The following is a 22,189-nucleotide window of genomic DNA, read 5'->3' on the forward strand; positions in this document are numbered from 1 at the left end:
GAGTACAAAATGACCCGCAGTCATTTACATAAGTTTGGTGGTTCAAGTCTTGCTGATGCAGATTGTTATCGCCGTGTCGCCCATATTTTGTTGACTCATGGAAACTGCGACGATCTTGTCGTCGTGTCAGCTGCGGGAAAAAGCACTAACTTTTTATACAAGCTGTTGTCGCTTCGGGAAACGGGCGAATTATGGCAAGAAGAATTACAAGTTCTCATCAGCTACCAGCAAAACTTAATTGAGCAGCTGCTCTCTAACGAACAAGCCCGAGATTTACGTGAGCGTCTATCAACGGATAAGGCGCAACTCATCAGCCTGTTATCACTTGAGCAGCGCAATGAATTCGAATTAAACCAAGTGCTCAGCTTTGGTGAACGTTGGTCTGCGCGCTTAATGGCTGCGCTTTTACGTGAATCAGGTGTTGCTGCAATCAATGTTGATGCTTGTTCAATTCTCGTTGCTGACGAAGGCTTAGTTCCTAATATTCGATTAGCGCAATCACGTGAAAAAGTGCAAGCACTGCTTGAAGCGCACCCCAATGAGCGATTAGTCATTACTGGTTTTATTTGCGCTAACCAGCAAGGTGATACTCTGTTACTTGGACGAAATGGCTCTGATTACAGCGCAACCTTAATTGCGAGCTTAGCAGATATAGAACGAGTAACTATTTGGACTGATGTTGAAGGGGTGTTTAATGCAGACCCGAATAAAATCAATGATGCCAAGTTACTCAATTGTATGTCATTAGCGGAAGCGGATAGATTGGCTCATTTAGGTTCTCCTGTCCTTCACAGCAGGACATTACAACCTTTATTTGATACCAATGTCAGTTTGGCTGTTCGTTCTAGCTATGCATCTCATACTGATTTTACCTTGATTGCGCCGCAAAGCTCTTCGGCAAGTGCGCCGGTTGTAACGAGTTTAAATGAGGTCGTACTGTTTAAAATTAAGCTGCAATCACCAACAGAAAACCTGATTGAATTATTAGCGCAACAGGGGATCCTTCCTTTAGCTCATTGGACATCTGCCCACCATAAAGTTGAACTTGCTTTTACTGTTGAAAATCAAAAGCAAGTGCACACCTTACTTGAATTACACGCCCAAGCGCTTAATGTCAGTGATATTCATGTGAGCGATGAGCTTGGATTAGTCGCCTTGGTTAGCGCTGATGCCGAGCACTATCGTCGCAGTTTTGCTCGCTTACTCAGTCGTGATGCAAAACCGCTTTATCAAGATGATTTAAGCTTAGTGACCTTAGTGCCAAAATCTCAGGTGAGCTTACTTACTCAAAAAGTACATCGCCGCTGTGCAGGTCCACGCATGCGTATTGGCGTGCTGTTGTTGGGAGTCGGTAATATCGGTGAAGCTTGGATTGATTTATTCCAACGATCTTCAACAGCACTTAATCGTGAGCTTGAAGCCACTGTGCAATTAGTGGGATTACTGAGCTCTAAAGAAGCACTTATCTGCCCTGACGGAATTGATCTTACTCAATGGCAAGATAAGTTTGATACGACTGCTAAACCTTGGGATTATACGAGTCTATTCGAGCAACTAGAGCATCTCGATTGTGATGAGTTAGTTGTGCTAGACATCAGTGCCAGCGCCAGCTTAACTTTACAATACCCTGAATTATTTGCCCGTGGAATTCATGTTGTTAGTGCTAATAAACTTGCAGGTTCAGGGCCATTACCATTTTACCGAGAGCTGAAACAACAGCTGAGTAACCGCAGACTATTTTGGCGTTATAACGCAAGTTGTGGTGCAGGTTTACCAATACAACACGCCCTGAATGATTTACGTAATAGTGGTGATAATATTGAGGCGGTTGGCGGTATTTTCTCAGGCACTTTGTGTTGGTTGTTTGAGCATTATGATGGTCAAAAATCTTTTTCAGAATTGGTGATTGAGGCAAGAGGGTTAGGAATTACCGAGCCCGATCCACGTGACGATCTTTCTGGTCGTGACATGCAACGTAAGCTATTGATTTTAGCTCGTGAGATTGGCTTTGAAATTGAATTAGAGGATATTGTCTTAAACTCACTGGTGCCTGCTGCATTGGCAGACTTACCTTTAGATGATTTTTTAGCACGTATCACGGAACTTGATCAGAGTATGTTGCAGCAGTTCACTACAGCGGCAGAGCAAAATAAAGTGCTTCGTTATGTGGCCTCTTTGGACAAGGTTGATGGCAAAATGCATGCTGAAGTAGGTATCCAACGGGTCGATGCAAATCATCCTTATGCCAATTTAACCCCTGGTGATAACGTTTTTGTTATACGAAGTGCGTTTTATCAAGGTAATCCTCTAATTATTCGTGGTCCTGGTGCAGGCAGAGAAGTCACAGCGGCAGCCGTTCAATCCGATCTGGTACAGATTTGTAAGGATTTACTGCAAGAGTAACTTTTAATTGCTTGTTCACCTTATGGTTAGTGTAAATGAAAGGCTTACTTCTAAATGAAGTAAGCCTTTTTTGTTGGGGACAGTAATGCAGTGGTTGAACCTTGTGCTACCCAAGTGCGTAATTTTCTTTAATGTTTTGAGATATCGCAGTAAACCAAGTCATTATTAATGAAAAAATTCAGCAGTATGAACTTAATTATCTGCATCTTGCTTTTGTATAAAAAACATCCTACCTAACTGTTCTTTTATTGACTATATTGAGTAAAGCATAGGAAATGGATTATTCACAAAAGGCTGATATATGAATAAAAATCTCTGGTTTTCCAAAGTTCACTCATGGCGTTCCACCAATACAGTTACTTCGCAATGGGGACAAAGTGCAAACTTTAGTGTATCTAGGCTTTGGACGGCGCTAATTGGCAGTACGTTAAGCCTTAGTGTTTCAGCCAGTATTCCTGAAGCTTCACCTAAAGAGCTCCTTGAAACCGTACCAGCAGCGGCTCAAGTATGCCTAAGTTGTCATGGCGTAAACGGTGAAGGTTTGGGGGTAGCAGGCCCTAGATTAGCAGGCCTTTCTAGTGACTATATCGCCCAGCAACTTTCTCATTTTCAGTCTGGTAAACGTCAAAATCCGACGATGATGGCAATGGCTATGACGGTGCAGGGCGATACCATTAAATTAGTATCAGATTATTTTGCTGCAAAACCAGTCGCAGCAATTAGTTTGCAGTATCGAGGCGATAAAGTTGTCATTAGCGATATAGGCGAGAAACTGGCTTTTCAAGGTGATTGGGAGCGGGAGATCCCAGCATGTACCAGTTGCCACGGTCCGTCAGGTATTGGTGCAGGTCAATTTCCGCGGTTAGCTGGCCAAGAAGCCACCTACTTTAAAAATCAATTATTGGCATGGCAAAAAGGCACCCGTACAGGGGATGTTGACAACATGATGGGCAATATTGCTAAAAAGCTCACCGCTGCAGAAATTGATGCATTAACTCAATACTTTTCGGCTCAGAAATAAGGACATACTATGAAGCTATATTACTTTTCGGTGGCTGGTGTGTTGCTCAGTATGGGATTATCAGCGACGGAGTTACCCGATAGACAAGCTCAACTTCCTTCTGTTCCAAAAGATGCTAATGCCCAATATTTAACACCGAGTGCGTTATCTACGATTCCTAAAGGGGAGTTTGGCGACAAAGTCACAAAGGGGTATCAGTTGTTTGTGATTAGTCAGCAAATGCGCAATCAGTATGTTGGCAATGAATTGAACTGTGTAAATTGCCATATGAACGCCGGAAATAAAGCGAATGCTTCGCCACTTTGGGCGGCTTATATGGCCTATCCTGCCTATCGTAAAAAAATGACAAAGTGAATAGCTATCAGGAGCGTATTCAAGGTTGTTTTACTTACTCAATGAATGGCAAAGCCCCTGAATCAGGTAGCGATGTGTTAGTTGCTCTGTCGGCTTATTCATATTGGTTAGCGATGAGTGGCTTGATGAATCAATTTAATCTTACTGGTGATGTACCAGTATTGTCAGATGCTGAGTTGCTAAAAGGAGGTAATCGTCCTGAGTTTCCATTACCTGAGGTTATTAGCGCGAAGCTTGATCAAAAAGCGTTAACGATGCTGCCTGGTCGCGGCTTTCCTAAGTTAGATAAGCCGGAAAAACCCTACTCAATAGAGCGAGGTAACTCAGTCTATCTTGCACATTGTCAGGCTTGCCATGGTAAAGATGGTCAAGGAGTAAAGATGGCAAAAGTAAGTGCTCTTCCGCCATTATGGGGGCCGCAGAGCTATAACTGGGGAGCAGGTATGCATCGAGTGAATACAGCGGCTAACTTTATTTATGAGAATATGCCATTAGGAAAGAGTATTCAGCTTTCAGTCCAAGATGCTTGGGATGTAGCAGCATACATTAATGCCCAGAAACGACCTCAAGATCCGCGTTTTAAAGGAAAGATAGAGCAAACGAAAGCCAGTTTTCATCAACATGATGGTTATTATGGCAAAAAGCCTCAAAATGTACTTTTAGGCGAAAAGGCTTATCCTAATTTCCCTGAGGCTAGTCAGTAAGCCTGATTGGAAAAGTCATTGGGAAAGTAGAAACGCTGAATAAATGGCAACGCAGTACAGTAGCATAATAAAACGTATTTGGTTGAGGCATCACCTCTACTCAAGGCAGAGGATTATATGAGCTGCATTATTATCTACTGTGCTATTTTTATAGTGTAGTGTCACACTCTATTTTGTCATCAGTCATAAAATGAATATCATAGAAAGTTGTATCGCATTACCCTTGCTTATACATCTAGCGTTGCCTGCGAACCAATCGTTAATATTCCTACTATCGAGTTAATCCTGTGAAGACACAAATTGTTGAAATCTATCATCCTCAAGAACAAGTAACTCAAGAGGGGATATCACTGAGTCAAGCTAATGTTGTTGAACCTTTAATTTGTCCTATCTGCAATAAGCCAAATGCTTGTGCTGTCAGCAAAGGTTTATCTATTGAGGCGTGTTGGTGTCTTTCTTTTTCAGCTCGTGGCACCATTTCTGCTGCTGTTAAAGCGCAATTGAGGGGAAAAGCTTGTGTGTGTCAGTCTTGCTATGAGTCTCTTTGCAAAAAGTAGTGTTGCTATTTTGTTAAAATAAAATTGTGGTGTCAGGAATGATTGATATACTTAATCATTACTTTAATTAGGAAAAACACCATGATAAAAAAAATACTCCTAGTTGTTGCTATCATAATTGCAATCCCATTTATCGCGGCGATCTTTATCAAAAAAGATTACTCAGTTGAGCGAACAATTGTGATTAACCAACCTAAAGCGATTGTGTTTGATTATGTAAAACACCTCAAGAATCAAAATAATTTTAGTAAATGGGCGCAAATGGATCCCGATATGGAAAAAACCTATCGTGGGACAGATGCAACGGTTGGATTTGTGTCAGCTTGGGCAAGTGATAATCCAGATGTTGGCGTCGGTGAACAAGAGATCATGGCGATTGTTGAGGGAGAGAGGATTGATTTCGAACTTAGATTTTTAAGCCCTTTTGAAGCAACTGAGCCTGCATATATGACCACTGAAGCCTTGTCTGACAATCAAACTCGACTTAATTGGGGGTTTAAAGGGCATCTCGATTATCCGATGAATTTGATGTTTTTGTTCATGGATTTTGAAACGATTATAGGCAATGACTTACAGCAAGGCTTAGATAGCTTAAAGTTGATTTTGGATTGAATGGGTTTAAGTTTTATTGCATTGCTTGATATTTCTAGGGCGATATAAATACCAAACTGTGAAGGCACTACAATATTAGTAGTGCCTTTTTTATTTATTTAGCCTAATCAATTGACTGATTTATTGAGATTATTGCATTTAATACCTTTGCTTTTAATGATGATGTTTCCAATTTGTGTGTAATGCAGGTAATCTTAATTTTTCTTTAAATGACTTAGCCCTATTGAGTGAAATAGCGGATGAATCAAAAGAGAAACAGCTAAAAATAATAACAAGAAATAATTAACGCATTATGAGGTTATCAATGGAACAAGTGACGGCATTTGTAAATACAGTTAATGGCATAGTGTGGGGCGTTCCCATGTTAGTGATGATTTTAGGAGTGGGATTATTTCTGTCTATCGGACTGAAATTAATGCCAATCCTAAAATTAGGCACAGGCTTTAAGTTATTGTGGTCTGGTCGAGATTCATCCGACGATAAACATAAAGGTGAAATTAGTCCGTTTAACGCTTTAATGACTTCACTTTCGGCAACCATTGGTACAGGTAATATTGCCGGTGTTGCAACCGCGATATTTCTTGGTGGACCAGGCGCGTTATTTTGGATGTGGTGTACGGCGTTAGTCGGTATGGCTACCAAGTTTGCAGAAGCTGTCTTAGCGGTGAAATTTCGTGAAAAAGATGGAAATGGTAATCATGTGGGCGGTCCCATGTATTACATCAAGAATGGTTTAGGCAGCAAATGGGCTTGGTTAGGCACGTTATTTGCGCTTTTAGGCTCTCTTGCTGGTTTTGGTATAGGTAACACTGTGCAAACCAACTCAGTTGCTGACGCAATGAGCAGCAACTTTGGTGTGCCTAACTGGATTACTGGTTTAGTGCTGATGGTGCTTGTGGGTGCTGTATTGATGGGTGGTATCAAACGCATCGCAGACGTTGCCGGTAAACTTGTCCCTTTAATGACCCTATTTTATATTACAGCTGGCTTAGCCGTGTTAGTTGTTTATGCTGACCAAGTACCAGCCGCATTTCAGTTAATTATTCATAGTGCATTTAACCCGGTTGCTGCCCAAGGTGGTTTTGCTGGTGCCGCTGTGTGGGCTGCTATTCGTTTTGGTGTTGCTCGTGGTGTGTTCTCAAATGAAGCAGGCTTAGGTAGTGCGCCTATTGCCCATGCTGCTGCGCAAACCAATGAGCCTGTTAAACAAGGCTTAGTGGCGATGTTAGGTACGTTTATCGACACGATTATTGTTTGTTCGATTACCGGTTTGGCTATTATTGTATCGGGAGCATGGACTTCGGGTGAAACAGGCGCTGCGTTAACATCCTTTGCGTTTTCACATGCACTGCCTATGGGTAATTATATTGTTGCCGTTGCATTAGCTGTATTTGCTTTTACGACCATCCTAGGTTGGAGCTTTTACAGTGAAAAATGCATGCAGTACTTATTTGGTGATAAAGTCGTTAAGCCATTTAGATTAATTTGGACCTTAGTGGTACCGATTGGTGCTGTGAGTTCGCTTGAGTTTATTTGGTTACTTGCAGATACATTAAATGCCATGATGGCTATTCCAAACTTGATTGCATTAGCATTGTTAAGCCCTGTGGTATTTGCACTAACCCGTGAATACTTTGCTAAACAAAAGCAGTTAAATGCGCAAGGATAAAAAATGGATTAGGCATACACTGGGATGTGTATGCCAACAAAAAGGGATTTTATGAAGATAGATAACATTATAAGCGTATATACAATCTGTTTGCTGATTGTCGTGCTTGCTGGTTGTAATGGCGTTAAATTTCGCACCAATGCAGAAGAGTATGTAGTCGCTAAGGTTGAGGCTTCAACCGTTGATTTGTATTCACCAAGTGAACTTTATAATCACGAAAACGACCCATTAGGTGAAGTTTTTACTTCTTTTTGCAGTGTGTCGGCAGATCATTTGCGTTACCCGATTCCAAGTCTAAGCGCATTGAAAAACGATTTAAGAGGTCAAACGGCTGATAGGGGCGGCAATGCACTGGTTATCACTGAATGTGGTGAGCAGAAGTATCCGACTTGCACAGTATATCTGGAGTGCGCAGGCTTAGCGTATTACCTTAAGTCGTGGGATTAATTTGGCAAGCTGAGTAAGGTTATGTGAAGTTTAAAAATCATCTTCTAAGTCGTCACCTAAACTTTTACGTAATTCTGCTTGTTCAAGATAGTCATCTAAGCGTCGTTTAACTTGACGTTTTCGTTCAATAATTTCAGCTGAACGTTTATTTCTTGGTGATACCATTGCGTCGATTTCTGTATCGTTAGGAATGCTTTCAGTAATATTAGCCATTATTCTACCCTCTATTTCATGCTTATTTGTGGTGTCCCTGTGTGACAAATAAGCTGTAAATATCAAAGGTAGCCTTTAGCTGTGCTTTGATATCATGGGTATTGAGCGCTGAAGCTTACGATATTCCTGTAAAACAACCACGAAGAATATGCATTCAAATTGCACCCAAAGGTTTACTTACTCCTATAAATTCAATGTAGCAGTTATTTATTTTTTTGCTTAACGCAGTTATCAAAAAGTTTCTTTGACACACAAAAACGCCACTCATTAGAGTGGCGTTTGAGGTGTAACAATTGGCACGATGCCGACCTAAGCTAGTTCGCATTGGTGCCAGATTGAATGACTATGGCTTATAAACCAAAGCTGTACGAGTAGCCTAGTACAATTTTTGCGTCGTCATCATCTAAATCTGTATCAGATGCAGTAAATGAAACAGTACCGTAATCAGTATCAGAGCTTAACGATACATTGTATTCTGAGTAGCTATCAGTACCATACCAGCTAGTAATGATATCGCCATCTGAATAACCGTAATGCACGCCTAAAGACAGTGATTCAGTTAGTGGGAATGTGAGGTTAGCTTGTGCATACATCATGTCTTTTGAATCAAGTGGATCAGAAGCAATATCATCGCCGCCATTGACAGTGTGTGAATAAGAAACATCTAACCATTTCCATGCTAAACCAACAGTGACTTCACCAAAATCAACACTACCAGGAGAATCTGGGTAGGCATAGTAAAGGTAGTTAATATCGTAGCTTAAATCTTCAGTGATATTACCGCCGTAACCTGCGTAAATATCTAACTCGTAACTTGTGCCATCACCAAAATCAACGTTTGAAGCCCAACCACCGACATAAAAGCCAGAATCAGCGGCATAATCAATACCACCCTGTACAGCTGCACCGTTATCAGTTTGGCTTACACCACGCCACAGGTAGTTTGACGTCGCACCGATATTACCGGTGACTTCTGCTAATGCAGAACCAGATAATAATAAGCCTGTAGATAGCGCAATAGCTTTATATAAGGTTTTTTTCATTTTCATTCCCTCAAAGTTTTTATTATTCATTTCACCTGTTGCTTGATTATCGGGCAGCAAGGTTCAATGTTGATTTCATCTGTATGAGTTATTGCTAATGATGTGCCATGTTTATAAATGCTTTACTATTAATGGTTTATGCTCTCTCGCACTATGATGTAGCAAAAATGTTGCATAGTATTGAGGCAGAGGCGCACTTTTTTTGTGCAGTTATGAGGCGAGTTTCTAATAGAAAGGTGATCAATAGACATAAAAAAACCTCCGAAGTGGAGGTTTTATTTTCAAGCAGTTAATCTTAGTTAACGCTATCTTTTAATGTTTTACCCGCTTTGAACTTTGGTACAGTTGCTTCAGCAATTTGAATTTCTTTGCCAGTCTGTGGGTTGCGGCCAGTACGAGCTGCGCGTACAGAGGTTTCAAAAGAACCAAAACCTACGATAGAAATTTTGTCACCATTTTTCATGGCTTCAGTAACAGCTTCTTCAAAAGACTTTAGTGCGCGGCCAGCTTCTGCTTTAGTTAACTCAGCATTTTCTGCAATTTTTGCAATTAATTCACTTTTGTTCATGTTGATATTCTCTGCTTTCCATAGATGTGTTTATTTAAAACTAGATTAACATGCCATAAGCCATGGGGCTTTGAAAGCATTTTATCTGATAATTGTGTAGCAATAGGGCATTTTGGTGACATTTACGACGTAAATGACCCCTTTGCCCAGCTTTTGGGGCGAAAATGACGAGTGCCACAGTAAAATTAATCTTCTAATAGTTGATACAGCAGCTGCTTAACCAGTTTAGGCTCAAAAGGTTTATCGCAAAGTGCATTCACTCCCGCACTTGATACATTACTAAGATGTGTATCATTGGCTTCAGATGAGACCATTAATATTGGGATATGGGATTGCTGACTTTCATTGCGAATATATTGGGTCAGTGCTAGACCGTCGACACTCGGCATGTTGTAGTCTGTGATGACTAGGTCAAACATCTGTTGCTGCATGAGTTCTATTGCTTGCGCCCCATCTTCAGCTTCACTAATGATTCTAATGCCTAAGTTGCCAATGGTTCGCTTAATGACATTACGTGCCATTCGGCTATCATCGACCACCAATGTACGAATATCTTGTACATCAAAATGACTTAAATCCAGTTCATCGTTGCTGATTAAATCGATGGTTGAATTGAGCGCAGTCGCTAGGTGATCGGCATCGAATGGTTTCGGTAGAATGGCGACGACCCCTGATTGCCTGAACACTTCAAGTTGTTCGCGTCGACACTCACTAGAAACCAACATAAATTGAATGTCATTAAATTGAGTGCTTTGCTTGATGAAACTGAGCAAGTCGGTCGCTTCGCCATCTGAAAAGTGCAAAGCGCTGATGACTAAATCTGGAGTGTGTCTTGAGATAATGTCTTTTGCATCAGTGATACTTGATGCAGTTTGAATGCTATTTACACCTTCTTGTTGTAGGCGTGCGGTGATAATTTTACGCTGAGTATCTGAAGGCTCTAGCAATAAAATTGATAGTTCACTGGGGGATAGGTGGCCCATAAATGACTTCTTCTTATTTATTATAAATGCGTCTTATGGGCGCATTTTACCTTAAGCTTCTACGTGAATATAGCTATTCTTGCACAAGACATTAACAATCAGGTTTCAAATACTGCGTGGTTTTTTGGCTAAACGCGACCCAATATTGGTACCCCAAAATGAGCACAGCGCTCAGTGCAATAGCGGGTACAGGTATACTCACTCCGTTGAATTCGACTTTTACATCTTCAGGGGTGATTTGATAGGCAATAATAGCTGTTGTGGATAAAGCCAACATCGCCAATGTTTGGATTGCGAGGTATATTTTTAACACTAAACTGGCCCAGTGAGTGCGTTTAACGAGTCCAAATAGCACTGGTATTACGCCAATCGTAAACAGATCGATTCCTTGAATGGCGTATGAACGTAGCAAAGCCAGAATAGACAATAAGACGTAAAATGCCATCAATATGATAAGTCTGCGAGGGAGCGGATTGTTAACGGTACTGAATTTATTCATGAGGTATTGTTATTGATAGTAAAGCAATGAGTTCGTTGTGGTGTAGAATAACGCGAGTTGAGATATTTTGGTGAATAGTTTCCAAAAAGATTAGGAAAAGTGACATGACAGAAGCTGAATTTTGGGACTTAGTGACGCGTACTGAGCCGCAACAGTCAGAGCAGCAGTGCCACAGTGAACTGACGGCTAAGCTAACCGAGCTTGATGATGACGCATTAGCCGCATTTGATAAAATGTTCGGACAGCAGATGCGCCGTAGTTATCATTGGAATATATGGGGAGCGGCGTACATTATCACAGGTTGTGATTCTGATTATGCTTTCGCAGAGTTTAGAGGCTTTTTACTTTCTCTGGGTGAAGACTGGTATAACAAGGTGATTGCTGATCCCGATTGTTTAGGAGAGCTGACTTTGTGGCCAACAAAAGATGATTATGCATACCCTTTTATTGAGGACTTTGACTTGATAGCAGGGCAACTCTATGAAGACAGAACAGGTAATGAATTACCTTTTGTTCCTTCCGGGCAGCATACTCCCCAGGGTAAAAAGTTTAGTACCAAGAAGAAAGATCTTAAAAAGAACTATCCAAAACTCAGTGCATTATTTCCATTTTAACGTTCAGAAAACCTAAAATGCAGCCATTAGGCTGCATTTTCATATCGGTAACTAACCTTTAAGGTTTAGCCTTCACACACTTCAGATTCGTCATCAAAGTCTAATCCACGATTAGCGCATTTTTTTCCATGAAGTTATGCTCTGCAGTTTCAAGCTGCTGATTAAATTCTTGTTCAAGTTCAGCGGTATACTCTTGTTCTGCCGAAGCCATGTGCTGGTTCATTAACTGGTGATGTTCTTGAATCGCTTGTTGGCCTTCTGCATCGACATCAAATTGATGAGCAAAGCTTGAAGAAGATAATGCCATTGTGACGAAAAAGGTCGCAGCAAGGGTTATTTTCTTAGTCATAGTTACTTTAGCGTTGTTCATAGTGATGTTGTTCATAGTATTACTCCAGTTAAAACTCGTAGGTTTATTGTTGCGCTAATTCCTTGAGCGTTAATGGCAGTGACGCAATCATCTAATGGGGTTGATATGATGCAGTACGTTTGCTTGGGATGTATATTAGCAATCACTGACTGAACAAAAGCTGAACAAAAAAGCAGCTAATAATATTTATCCCTTTTTACTTGCTTGTATAAAGGTGAATGTCTTACAGCAAAGGAAGTCGCTTTGCGTTAAGCTTATATACAGGTTGGGCTTATTATATTGAGATGCAATGAATACATTGCGACAAATTCACTGCCAGGAGACTATATATGAAAGTTAAACATTTACTTATTGCAGGCGCACTAATGTGTAATGTTGCTATCGCTGATGAAGAAGTGATTGAAAATCCAGTCACAGAAGAGGGCATCGTTAAAGTTGAATGGCAAGAGCCTAAAAATTATCGTGATTTAAAAACGGCTACAGAAGTTAAGTCGCGCTTTGAACAACGCTTTTTGATACCATGACTAAAAATATCAATAAAGAAGCTGAGAAGATACTCAAGCCAAATCAGAAACTCGAAATGATAGTTTCAGATGTGGACTTAGCAGGCGACTTAAGACCAACGTTCGGGGCTACGTCTGCTAATGAATTACGAATCGTTAAAGATTTGTACCCACCTAGAATGACGTTTACTTACCGTATCACTGAAGGCGATAACGTTGTTATTGCCGGAGATGAAAAGCTAGTTGACATGAACTTCATGTACGGTGCTAATTCTACAAGAAATCAACGACCATTTGAGTATGAAACTCGTATGTTGAAAGATTGGTTAAAGAAAACCGTAGAGCCAGTGCTATAAATCGCGCCATTGAGATAGCTTCAATCAATACAATAAAAACGGCTTATTAAGCCGTTTTTTGTTGCCTATCATCTAAGATGAAAACCTTACTTTGTACATATTTAGCCTGTTTTTTGGCTTCAGCACTGAGCATTGATAATTTATGATCCGTTGTATCATGGGTCATAGCAGGTGGTAGTACACCAACACATAGTGAAATTAAAGGGTGGTCGACCATATTACCTTGGCGATCTTTGGCATGCATAGTTTGAGTTTGCCAATGTTCTGCTGAATAAAAAGTGCGTTTATTTTGTTCAAAGTGTTCTACGATGGCTTTACCGTGAGTGAGTGCATCTTGGCAAGTGCAAATCATCACGAAGTCATCTCCGCCTATGTGGCCGACAAAGCAGCGTTCATTTTGATGATGACTTAGTAAGTTAGCCACTTGCATGATGACTTCATCACCTCGTGAGAAACCATAAATATCGTTATAAGGTTTAAAGTGGCATAAATCAAAATATGCTAAATAAAATGGTTTTTTCTGGGATCGTAAGCGTTTTAACTCTTCTTGAATAGGAACATTTCCAGGTAAGTTGCTAAGTGGGTTAGCATGTCTAGCGACTTTAATTCTATGTTCGGTTATGCGTTGTAATAGATCTTTGGTGTGGCCAATCCCGATTAATTTATCATGTCGTAATATAATAAATTGTTGTGCAACGGTAGTGGCGGTTTCAGAAGTTAGCTGTTGGCTCACCGCTGACAAAGGTTCACTTGCATCAATCTGCAATACTTGTCTGTCCATTACTGCACTCGCCGGATGGTTTTCATGAAGGGCTCGGCCATAGGGTGTGCTAAATAATTCCAGAATATGATTGCGACTGACGATGCCTTCAGGATGGCCATTTTGAGCGATGACAATTGCTTGCAGTGCTGGTTGAGCAATAAATTGCTCACTGAGTTGCTTCAGTTTTGTCTCAGGGGGCGCGATATTGGCTGATGAGCATAAACTTTCTGCTGTTTCGCAATAACGTGTTTGCGGTGGCAAAGGCATGCTCACCAAGTTTGAGTCCATGTGCGTATTGGGTTTAATGTTGGGTCTACCCAATAAATAACCTTGGCAATAAGTCACCCCTAACTGCTTTAACATGGTTAACTCTTCTGGGGTTTCGATTCCCTCTGCAATGACTTTGCAAGTCAGATTTTGGCATAGCTCCACAATCGAGCGCACAAATTCTTGCTTTACTGCCGTGCTGTCTATTTGATGAATAAAATGGCGATCGATTTTGACATAATCAGGAGACAGTTCAGACCATAAGCGTAACCCTGAGTATCCTGCGCCTAAGTCATCAATTGCTGTGAGAAAGCCCTGATTGCGATAGTGGTTCAAACAGTCTTTTAATAAATCAATATCATCGGCTGGGTATTGCTCTGATAGTTCGATAACCACATCTTCAGGCTTTAGCCCCATTTGTTTAATCAGCTGCAGGGTTAGCCCTTTAGGATGGTCAGGATCGAGTAGCGCTTTTGGCGAGATGTTGATAAACAACTTACCTTTAAGCTGACACGCTTTAAAAGCATTAATAGAAATACTGCGGCAGAGTGTTTCTAATTCACTGAGTTTATTAAGATGTTCTGCAGTTTTAAATAAAGGTACTGGAGAATAAAGCGGGCTATGTTCTGGCCCTCGGCTTAACGCTTCAAAACCATGAACCTTTTGAGTTGATATGTTGAAAATAGGCTGAAAGATAGCATTGATAGATTGTTTATATATTATTTTTTCGAGTTCTTTTTCTAAATCTATAACACTCATTACATCAGTTCCATTGCATTTTTTTCCATCAGTCTATGGCAGAAAAATGACAAAAATATGTCTTTGATAACAAATGTATGCACAAAACTAACAGATAAACTTGAAATCGATTCAAGCTCATTTTTCAAAGGAGTGGATTATTTAAATGTGAAAATACCAAAGCGGAGTTGATTGATACTAAAACGCAGCCCGTGGGCTGCGTTTTTAACAAGTGGTAGGTGCTACTTAGTATTTTGTTTAAACAAATGCAAAGTTTGCAGTAATGCCCCAATTTTTTTACATGAGCTTCTAACATTTCTGGAGGTATATGGCTGAGACCTTGAAGCTCTTCAAGTTCATTTGCGAGCTCTTGAACATAAGGTAAAAAGCGATTACTTTTTTGGGTAAAGCCTTGTTCTTCAGTGAAGATTGCAACAAACTTACCATGGCCAGCTTGACGCAGTTCGTCGAGTCTTTTATCGGCATCAATGGCTTGACGATATCCTGTTTGCAGACTTTCTTTTAATTGCTGGATAACTTGGGTATACGGCATGATAGCCTCATTACATCATAAAAATTAAGTTAAATTATAAGGGGCTGGCATGGGACTAACAAGTGAATTACCGTTAAAAATCACCGCAACATTATTAACGAGGCTTAGATTCATTTTCGTTGGGGTTGTACTTGCATTAGCTTTAGCTGTTAATGCGAGTGCAGCTGAAACTGATAAACCACCTTTCTTCAAAGCCAGTTATCAAAATAAACAAATATACTTATTGGGCTCTATTCATATTGGCAAAGCCGACTTTTATCCTTTACCTTTGCAAATAGAACAAAGTTTTGTTGAGTCAGATGCATTAGTGATTGAAGCGGATGTGACTAAAGCCAATATACAACACCTATTGCAGCAGTATGGTTTTGCGAAAGGAAAACAAGCCGACATTGCGAGTTTATATCCGGCTTTTTGCGGTAAAAACCAAACCATGTGCGACGGTTTAAAGCCGCTTGCTACTTGGCTTCAGGCAAACCAAATCGGTGTTGGGCGCTTTGCTGAATTGGGGTTTTCACCTGAAGCAGGCGTCGATGTGACATTTGTGGCTCGTGATCCGGCTAAGCCATTACTTGAGCTTGAAAGTGTTGAATTTCAGTTCGACCTCATTTCTTCTTTTTCAGATAAAACTCAAGCGCAATTATTGGATGAAGCGATTAACGCAACCGATGGCGAGATGCTTGAGCTGATATCAGCATGGCGTTCGGGCGATCATCAAGCACTCGCAGATATTATGGAGCATCAAGCAGAAGAATCAGATGAGCTATTAACTAAATTGCTTTGGCAAAGAAACCACACGATGACGCAAAGAATCATCGAGATTTTACAAGATAGTCATTATCAACGCTTGTTCGTCATTGTTGGCGCTGGGCATGTCGTAGGCCAACAAGCCTTGCCCGAGTTGTTACGAAATGCAGGTGCCGATGTGATCGATTGTTGGAAAATGACCTGTAATGAGTATCGATAATGTAATGTTGTTTTCCATTTGAAGAGTAAAAATTGGCATTTTTTGACTGATGTTATCAATCTAGATGTATAATAGCAGCATTGAAACATTTAATGACGCAGTGTTTAGGTTTGCTAAATACTGCGTTTTTCAGTTAATAAACAAAAGGTAACTCTCTTGAGTCACGACTACTCTATAGAATTAGCTTCGATGCCATCGTTGCTGTCTCTGTATCGAAAGATATTATTATCGCGCAAGCCTGGTTGGGATCAGCAACCGTTGCCAAACATCAATGTGCAGGTTAGTAATATTCACCTCAATGATAAAAAAATTCAGCAATATGCTGATGTTTGCCAATTTGGTTTTGATGGCAAAGTGTTACCTCCTACGTTTTTATACGTGTTAGCTTTTAGACTTCATGCCAGCATTTTTACCCATAAAGCGATCACCTTTCCATTGCTAGGTATGATCCACCTTAAGAACAGCATTAGTTTATACAGGCCCATTAATGCCGATGAAACGTTTGATGTGCAATGTGAGCTGACAAGCAGTCAGACCACAGATGCAGGCCTTGAGTTTGAGCTTGTGTCAAAGGTGTATGTTGGACAGGAACTGGTGTGGGAAGCATTATCAACTTACTTATATCGCATTGAGTCCAAAGGACGCAGAGCAAGACCGCCTAGAGCTTCAGATATGACATGGGAAGATGTGCAAACTTGGGCATTACCTGAAGATTTAGGGCGTAAATATGCTAAAGCCTCTGGCGATTATAATCTGATTCACCTTCATCCTATCGTGTCTAAACGTTTCGGTTTTGAGCGCGTATTAGCTCACGGCATGTGGTCAAAAGCTCGTTCATTAGCGGCATTAATGCAGTTTATTGGTGAGAGACCGTTTAAAGTCGATGTTGAATTCAAGTTACCTGTCTTTATGCCATCAGAAGTCACTTTTGCTTTTGAAAGTATGGAAAATGGTAAACGATTTGAAATGCGTGATATTAAAGGTCGACGTCCGCATTTGCTTGGTAATATGACTTACCTAGATTAATGCTTGTGGTACACCTGTAAATGCGCAAAGAAAAGCCCGAGTTATTCACTCGGGTTTTTTGTATCAATTAAATAGGCTTAATCAACCGCTTTTTCATGGTAAATATGTACATCCCGTTGTGGGAATGGAATGCTAACCCCTTGAGCGTCAAACTGCATTTTCACTTCACGGGTAATATCCCAGTATACATCCCAGTAGTCGATAGGATCTGCCCAAGGGCGCACCACAAAGTCGACTGATGATTCACCTAAGGTATGAAGCTTAATCGTAGGCTCAGGAAATTGCTTGACCTTTGGGTGAGCCATAACAATGTCGGTAAGGATTTTTTCAGCTTTAGGGATATCATCGCCATAGCCAATACCAAACGTCATATCTACACGGCGTTCTTGTTCAACAGTAATATTGTTAATGGTGTCACCCCAAATTTTATTATTTGGAATGATTAATCGTTGGTTATCTAGGGTTTTAACCGTTGTTGATACCAAGCTCATATGACTAACACGACCTGTTACTCCTGCTGCATTGATCAAGTCACCAACATCATACGGACGGTAGATTAAGATCATCATACCCGATGCAAAGTTAGATAATGTGTCTTGCAAAGCAAAACCAATAATCACACCCGCAATACCAAAACCTGCCAATAATGGTGCCAATTCAAAGCCAAGTTGTGACAGTGCAATTAATAAACCTAAGGCAAAAATCACATTACCTGAAATGGATGTGAAGAAGTCTTGCAACAGCATGCTGAAGTTAAGTTTTGATGAGTTAACGGCTTTGCGCACCACTTTTCGAACGAGCTTAGCAACTAAGCTTGTTAGGAATAAAATGATCAAGAAAATAATCACTTTAAATGTTACGCCTGCACCGTTTTCCAAAGCTTGGTTTTTCGCAATCGTCATCCATTCTTCAATGAGACTAGAAGCCACATCAAAATTCAGAACATCTTGAGTAATATCGCCAGAGACACTGAATAATGTTTGTTTAATCTGTGTGGTGTCTTGGCCGAGTGATTCAAGCATTTCGATGGCAATATTCAAGCTTGCGGTGTGCATTGCCAAACGATCTTTTAAAGATGACACTTTGCTCTTTTGCTCAGCAGTAATGTCAGCGCCAGCATCAGAAGCTTCAGCAACCGCTTCTTGAAGCTGTACTTGAGTATAGGTAACTAAGCTTTCGAAATAATCAGCTCTTAGTAAGACTTCTGCAGTTAACGCAGCTTCGGCATTATCAACGTTAATGTTAAGCGTCTTACCCCAGTTAATTGTTTCTAATTCTGCTTGCAAGTAATGGTCACGATCTTCTTCACGTTTGATAATATCACGCATGATTTCTACATCATTATCACCACCTAAAGCGAGCTTTAACTCACCCGTTCTTGCATCTAGGTATTGACCGACTTTATCTAGAAACACCAGCTGCTTATTCACTTGTGGAACCAAGTAAGCTAAATCAGGGTCTGGTTGATTGATTAGCGTTGCTAACTCTTCTCTTAATAAGTTGGTTTTATTGCGGATGCGATATTCGCTGACATCTTTAAGTTCACCTTTAGCAGTTTTAAGCCAAATAATGTCGGTATCGATGGTTTTTTGTAGTTGTTGAATTTTTTTGTCAGTCTCAGGGCTAACTTGCGCCGCATAACTGGTACCAGAAAAGCAAATTACACTGAGTAAACAGCAAATAATAAACAGAATTCTTGGCATGGTAAAACTTCCTGTCAGTATAGTAGAAAGCTAATGATAAGTTATTGCGGGAAGTTTGACGATAATTTGATAGACTTACGCACTTTTTATTTTCAGGTAAATTTAATATGGCAAGAATAGCCTGCCCACATTGTCATCAACCTATTTCGTTGGCGAAAGTGACTGCTAGCCGTGGCAATGGGTTTTCAGCGCAAATACAATGCTACCATTGTCGAGCATGGTTAGGCCGTCATGTGATATTAACTGTACTGAAAGTATTGGGATTTTATGCAGCAGTAATAGCGGGTTTCGTTGGGTATTTTGTCGATGGTGTTGCTAATATCGTTACCCCTATCATCATGATTTCACTGATTATTACAGGGGTAACGCATTTAATGGATCATCTCATTGTGATTGATGCGCCAGATGATGACTCAACAATAGAAGATTAATCGACAACTTGAACTTGATTTTCTAATGCTGCTTCAACGTAATAAATACCGCCAAGCACGACGACACCAATAATGACCATAGTTAATATAATACCGATGTTATCTTTGAGTAAATTCATCATAGTTAAATCCTCTGTCTTGGCTGACTTTGCAGCAATATATGACTAATATTTTAGCTTTGACAGCTTAAGCTAATCTTAAATAGCTTAACGAGGATTTGTATAAGTTGCTATGTTAAGTCACAAAAATTTAGAAAAAGTGATTTGTAACATTCTTCTGGTTGCTTTTTTCAAATTTTTTTAAGATAGTCGCGATTTTTGTTAAACAGAGAACACTTCTTTGCCTCATTCAATGCGAACAAGACAATTAATATCGATCTGGCTGTCAGCCATGCTCGTGTTATTGTCGTTTGCGGCTTCTGCACATAATTCTGTGCATTTGCATGATGGAGCAAGTACACAATGTACGCTTTGTTTTCATCAACACCAATTGCAAAAAACGCTTCCAAGCACGGATGTCAATATTGCCGTAGTTCGTCAAACTTTCGAACCGGCTATTGAATCCATTGTTGCTTCATATTTTGCCCATCAAACGGTTTACCATAGCCGAGCACCACCCGTTTTCTCCTAGTTCTATACATACCCAACAAATTTTTACGGATAAATTATTTTTCGACTATTCAAGATGATGGTCGACTACTTGTTGTATTTTGGAGAAAAAATGTCTTACTCAAACAAACGTCTTTCATTGGTTGCAGCTGCTTGTGCCTTGGTTTCTACTCATGCTTTTGCTGAAGATTCTAGCCTAACAAATCCTAATATAAGTGCCGTTTTAGATGGTTTTTATCAAACAGGCGATCGTGGCTTAGGTGGCCGCAGTGAAGGGTTTGGTTTAGGCGAAACAGAGCTTGCTATCAGTGCCAACATCGATGACATGTTCTACGGTAAAGTGACTGCCATTTTAGAGTCTCATGACGGTGAAACTGAAATTGAACTAGAAGAAGCCTTCATTCAAACCATGGGATTACCGGGTGGTCTAGGGATTCGTGCTGGTCGCTTTTTATCTGATGTCGGTTACTTAAATAACCAACATTTACACACAGATGCATTCGTTGATCGTCCAGGTGCTTATCGTGCATTTATGGGCGGTCATTATTTTGATGATGGTGTTCGTTTAACGTATGTAGCACCAACTGATCTATATTGGACAATGGGTGTTGAAGCATTCAAAGGTGACAAAATGCGCGCCGAAGATGAGCATGGCGAGCGCGATTTCGACACGGTAGGGGTGTATTCAGCCTTCACTAAATTTGGTGGTGATATTGGCTTATCAAGTTCATGGCAGGTGGGCTTAAGCTATTTACGTAACTCAAATGGTCAAGGTGTTGTAGAAGGTGAAGATGAGCACGAACACGATGTGATTGCTGATGACGATCATGATCATGAAGGTCACACTCATAGTGCATCTTACACGGGCGAAAACACTTATATCGCCGACTTCGTCTACAAATGGGCTCCAAACGGCAACTATAAATATCAACACTTAACAGTGAGCGGTGAGTACTTCCGTGTGAATGATATCTTCTCATTTGAAGAGGAACATGATCATGAAGAGCATGATGATCACGGTGAAGAAAGTCATAACGATTATCATGAAGGTTGGTACTTAAGCAGTGTTTACCAGTTCTCTCCTAACTGGTCAGCGGGTTTACGTTACGGTGAGGTTGATACATTCGAAGCTCATGGCGATCATTTAGATGCGCAAAAGCTAAAAGAAACCGAGCTTAGTTTAGCGTGGCATCACAGTCACTTCTCGACAGTGCGTCTACAATATACTAATCAGAAGGGTACCAACTTTGATGGTTTTGAAGACGATAATATCGTAACCCTACAGTATGTCATGACATTAGGAGCTCACGGTGCGCATCAATTCTAAAACGCTAATTGCCATAGGTGCTTTATTTAGTTCCTTTTTGGCGGGTTCAGCAAACGCACAATTGAATGTGTTTGCTTGTGAGCCTGAATATGCAGCCTTAAGCCAAGAGCTAGCACCTGATGCGAAAGTGTATTCGGCGACGAGTGCTTTACAAGACCCGCATCAAGTACAAGCTAGACCAAGCCTAATTGCCAAAATGCGTCAAGCAGACTTAGTGGTTTGTGCTGGTGCTGACCTTGAAATAGGTTGGCTGCCTATGCTGCAAATGAAAGCATCGAACAATAAGGTGCGTTCAACAGATAATGGTTTGTTTTATGCGGCTGAACATATTGAGACGCTAGATCAACTTGAGAATGTTGACCGCTCAATGGGAGATGTTCACGCCAAAGGTAACCCACATTTGCATTTTGACCCTAGCAGGTTGCTACAGGTAGCAGATGCCTTATCTGCCAAAATGACGCAGCTTGATCCTGACTCGGCGACGAGTTACCAAGCAAACCTTGCTGCATTTAGTGAAAAGTGGCAAAAAGCGATTCCTCAATGGGAAGAAAAAGCAGCAGGACTTAAAGGTAAGAAAGTGATTGCTTACCACTCAAGCTTTCGTTACTTGTTCAACTGGCTAGGAATGGAGCAAGTTGCTGATTTAGAGCCAAAGCCAGGGATCCCACCTAGCAGTAGTCATCTTGCTAAGCTGGTTAGTCGCAGCCAAGAAGGCGATGTCATGGCTATATTGTTCACTTCGTATCAGGATGATCGTGGTGCCAATTGGCTAGGAGAAAGAACGGATTTACCAGTGATAATGTTGCCTATGTCTGTTGGTGGTAATGATGATAGCAAGGATTTATTTAGCCTCTATGATAGCGTGATTTCGTTACTCACAGAGGTGCAATAGC

Annotated in this window: 22 protein-coding genes and 3 pseudogenes; 15 read left to right on the plus strand and 10 right to left on the minus strand. The window is 40.7% G+C overall.

The window, feature by feature from the left end; all coding sequences use genetic code 11:
* The first annotated feature begins 9 nt into the window (after window positions 1-9).
* The 7 genes and pseudogenes from ACGEDC_RS11685 (at window position 10) to ACGEDC_RS11715 (ending at window position 7,767) form a co-directional block, all read left to right on the plus strand.
* Window positions 10-2,403 carry a bifunctional aspartate kinase/homoserine dehydrogenase II gene (locus tag ACGEDC_RS11685; RefSeq protein WP_394493381.1) on the plus strand — a complete coding sequence of 798 codons (2,394 nt, stop codon included), beginning with the start codon at window positions 10-12 and terminating at the stop codon, window positions 2,401-2,403.
* Between the two features lie 301 nt (window positions 2,404-2,704).
* The gene (locus tag ACGEDC_RS11690; RefSeq protein WP_394493383.1) at window positions 2,705-3,424 is read left to right on the plus strand and encodes a c-type cytochrome; all 720 of its coding nucleotides are present in this window, start codon (window positions 2,705-2,707) and stop codon (window positions 3,422-3,424) included.
* A gap of 9 nt (window positions 3,425-3,433) precedes the next feature.
* Window positions 3,434-4,482 (plus strand): annotated as a pseudogene (locus tag ACGEDC_RS11695) (c-type cytochrome).
* Window positions 4,483-4,769: 287 nt separating this feature from the next.
* Entirely contained in the window at window positions 4,770-5,039 is a 270-nt protein-coding gene (locus ACGEDC_RS11700) for a cysteine-rich CWC family protein (protein WP_394493385.1), read from the plus strand.
* Window positions 5,040-5,120: 81 nt separating this feature from the next.
* Entirely contained in the window at window positions 5,121-5,651 is a 531-nt protein-coding gene (locus ACGEDC_RS11705; RefSeq protein ID WP_211030529.1) for an SRPBCC family protein, read from the plus strand.
* 304 nt (window positions 5,652-5,955) lie between these two features.
* Window positions 5,956-7,320: an alanine/glycine:cation symporter family protein gene (locus ACGEDC_RS11710; RefSeq protein WP_055022722.1), complete on the plus strand. Its 1,365-nt coding sequence runs from the start codon at window positions 5,956-5,958 to the stop codon at window positions 7,318-7,320.
* Window positions 7,321-7,371: 51 nt separating this feature from the next.
* Window positions 7,372-7,767, plus strand: a complete 396-nt coding sequence (locus ACGEDC_RS11715) for a hypothetical protein (RefSeq protein WP_394493388.1) — start codon at window positions 7,372-7,374, stop codon at window positions 7,765-7,767.
* A gap of 30 nt (window positions 7,768-7,797) precedes the next feature.
* Here ACGEDC_RS11715 and ACGEDC_RS11720 read toward each other — a convergent pair whose 3' ends face one another.
* The 5 genes from ACGEDC_RS11720 to ACGEDC_RS11740 all read right to left on the minus strand — a co-directional run bounded on the left by ACGEDC_RS11720 (window position 7,798) and on the right by ACGEDC_RS11740 (window position 11,073).
* Window positions 7,798-7,980 carry a hypothetical protein gene (locus ACGEDC_RS11720; protein WP_055022720.1) on the minus strand — a complete coding sequence of 61 codons (183 nt, stop codon included), beginning with the start codon at window positions 7,978-7,980 and terminating at the stop codon, window positions 7,798-7,800.
* 350 nt (window positions 7,981-8,330) lie between these two features.
* The gene (locus ACGEDC_RS11725) at window positions 8,331-9,023 is read right to left on the minus strand and encodes a TorF family putative porin (protein ID WP_055022719.1); all 693 of its coding nucleotides are present in this window, start codon (window positions 9,021-9,023) and stop codon (window positions 8,331-8,333) included.
* Window positions 9,024-9,318: 295 nt separating this feature from the next.
* On the minus strand, window positions 9,319-9,591 hold the full coding sequence (locus ACGEDC_RS11730; RefSeq protein ID WP_055022718.1) for an HU family DNA-binding protein: 273 nt from the start codon (window positions 9,589-9,591) through the stop codon (window positions 9,319-9,321).
* Between the two features lie 185 nt (window positions 9,592-9,776).
* Window positions 9,777-10,574, minus strand: a complete 798-nt coding sequence (locus ACGEDC_RS11735) for a response regulator (protein ID WP_055022717.1) — start codon at window positions 10,572-10,574, stop codon at window positions 9,777-9,779.
* A gap of 91 nt (window positions 10,575-10,665) precedes the next feature.
* On the minus strand, window positions 10,666-11,073 hold the full coding sequence (locus ACGEDC_RS11740) for a hypothetical protein (protein WP_055022716.1): 408 nt from the start codon (window positions 11,071-11,073) through the stop codon (window positions 10,666-10,668).
* 104 nt (window positions 11,074-11,177) lie between these two features.
* On the opposite strand from ACGEDC_RS11740, the gene ACGEDC_RS11745 reads away from it, so the two are divergent.
* Window positions 11,178-11,687, plus strand: a complete 510-nt coding sequence (locus ACGEDC_RS11745; RefSeq protein ID WP_055022715.1) for a DUF4240 domain-containing protein — start codon at window positions 11,178-11,180, stop codon at window positions 11,685-11,687.
* A 100-nt stretch (window positions 11,688-11,787) separates the two neighbouring features.
* Here the strand turns inward: ACGEDC_RS11745 and ACGEDC_RS11750 are convergent, their stop codons facing one another.
* Complete coding sequence (locus ACGEDC_RS11750) at window positions 11,788-12,072, minus strand: hypothetical protein (protein ID WP_394493392.1); 285 nt, start codon at window positions 12,070-12,072, stop codon at window positions 11,788-11,790.
* A gap of 314 nt (window positions 12,073-12,386) precedes the next feature.
* On the opposite strand from ACGEDC_RS11750, the pseudogene ACGEDC_RS11755 reads away from it, so the two are divergent.
* Window positions 12,387-12,916, plus strand: a pseudogene (locus ACGEDC_RS11755) (DUF3016 domain-containing protein).
* 46 nt (window positions 12,917-12,962) lie between these two features.
* Here the strand turns inward: ACGEDC_RS11755 and ACGEDC_RS11760 are convergent.
* On the minus strand, window positions 12,963-14,705 hold the full coding sequence (locus ACGEDC_RS11760; RefSeq protein ID WP_394493394.1) for a GGDEF domain-containing protein: 1,743 nt from the start codon (window positions 14,703-14,705) through the stop codon (window positions 12,963-12,965).
* A 221-nt stretch (window positions 14,706-14,926) separates the two neighbouring features.
* Window positions 14,927-15,237, minus strand: a pseudogene (locus ACGEDC_RS11765) (prephenate dehydrogenase).
* A gap of 49 nt (window positions 15,238-15,286) precedes the next feature.
* Between ACGEDC_RS11765 and ACGEDC_RS11770 the strand changes: the two are divergent.
* Entirely contained in the window at window positions 15,287-16,201 is a 915-nt protein-coding gene (locus tag ACGEDC_RS11770; RefSeq protein ID WP_394493396.1) for a TraB/GumN family protein, read from the plus strand.
* A 156-nt stretch (window positions 16,202-16,357) separates the two neighbouring features.
* Window positions 16,358-17,227, plus strand: coding sequence for a MaoC/PaaZ C-terminal domain-containing protein (locus ACGEDC_RS11775; RefSeq protein WP_394493398.1), 870 nt, complete (start codon window positions 16,358-16,360; stop codon window positions 17,225-17,227).
* Between the two features lie 77 nt (window positions 17,228-17,304).
* Here the strand turns inward: ACGEDC_RS11775 and ACGEDC_RS11780 are convergent, their stop codons facing one another.
* Window positions 17,305-18,930 carry a mechanosensitive ion channel domain-containing protein gene (locus ACGEDC_RS11780; protein WP_394493400.1) on the minus strand — a complete coding sequence of 542 codons (1,626 nt, stop codon included), beginning with the start codon at window positions 18,928-18,930 and terminating at the stop codon, window positions 17,305-17,307.
* A 107-nt stretch (window positions 18,931-19,037) separates the two neighbouring features.
* Between ACGEDC_RS11780 and ACGEDC_RS11785 the strand changes: the two genes are divergently transcribed.
* Window positions 19,038-19,361, plus strand: coding sequence for a hypothetical protein (locus tag ACGEDC_RS11785; RefSeq protein ID WP_394493402.1), 324 nt, complete (start codon window positions 19,038-19,040; stop codon window positions 19,359-19,361).
* On the opposite strand, the gene ACGEDC_RS11790 is transcribed toward ACGEDC_RS11785, so the two are convergent.
* Window positions 19,358-19,483: a hypothetical protein gene (locus ACGEDC_RS11790; protein ID WP_259651232.1), complete on the minus strand. Its 126-nt coding sequence runs from the start codon at window positions 19,481-19,483 to the stop codon at window positions 19,358-19,360. The two genes, ACGEDC_RS11785 and ACGEDC_RS11790, sit on opposite strands and share 4 nt — an antisense overlap.
* A 268-nt stretch (window positions 19,484-19,751) precedes the next feature.
* On the opposite strand from ACGEDC_RS11790, the gene ACGEDC_RS11795 reads away from it, so the two are divergent.
* The 3 genes from ACGEDC_RS11795 (at window position 19,752) to ACGEDC_RS11805 (ending at window position 22,188) form a co-directional block, all read left to right on the plus strand.
* Window positions 19,752-19,991, plus strand: a complete 240-nt coding sequence (locus ACGEDC_RS11795) for an ABC-type zinc uptake system zinc chaperone (RefSeq protein ID WP_240433730.1) — start codon at window positions 19,752-19,754, stop codon at window positions 19,989-19,991.
* 90 nt (window positions 19,992-20,081) lie between these two features.
* The gene (locus ACGEDC_RS11800) at window positions 20,082-21,296 is read left to right on the plus strand and encodes a hypothetical protein (protein WP_065109771.1); all 1,215 of its coding nucleotides are present in this window, start codon (window positions 20,082-20,084) and stop codon (window positions 21,294-21,296) included.
* Window positions 21,280-22,188 carry a metal ABC transporter solute-binding protein, Zn/Mn family gene (locus ACGEDC_RS11805; protein WP_080914873.1) on the plus strand — a complete coding sequence of 303 codons (909 nt, stop codon included), beginning with the start codon at window positions 21,280-21,282 and terminating at the stop codon, window positions 22,186-22,188. Before ACGEDC_RS11800 ends, ACGEDC_RS11805 begins: the two co-directional genes overlap by 17 nt.
* Window position 22,189: the final 1 nt, after the last annotated feature.

Origin of the sequence: Shewanella sp. ENK2 (assembly GCF_043568515.1) — a bacterium.
Classification (GTDB): Bacteria; Pseudomonadota; Gammaproteobacteria; order Enterobacterales; family Shewanellaceae; genus Shewanella; species Shewanella japonica.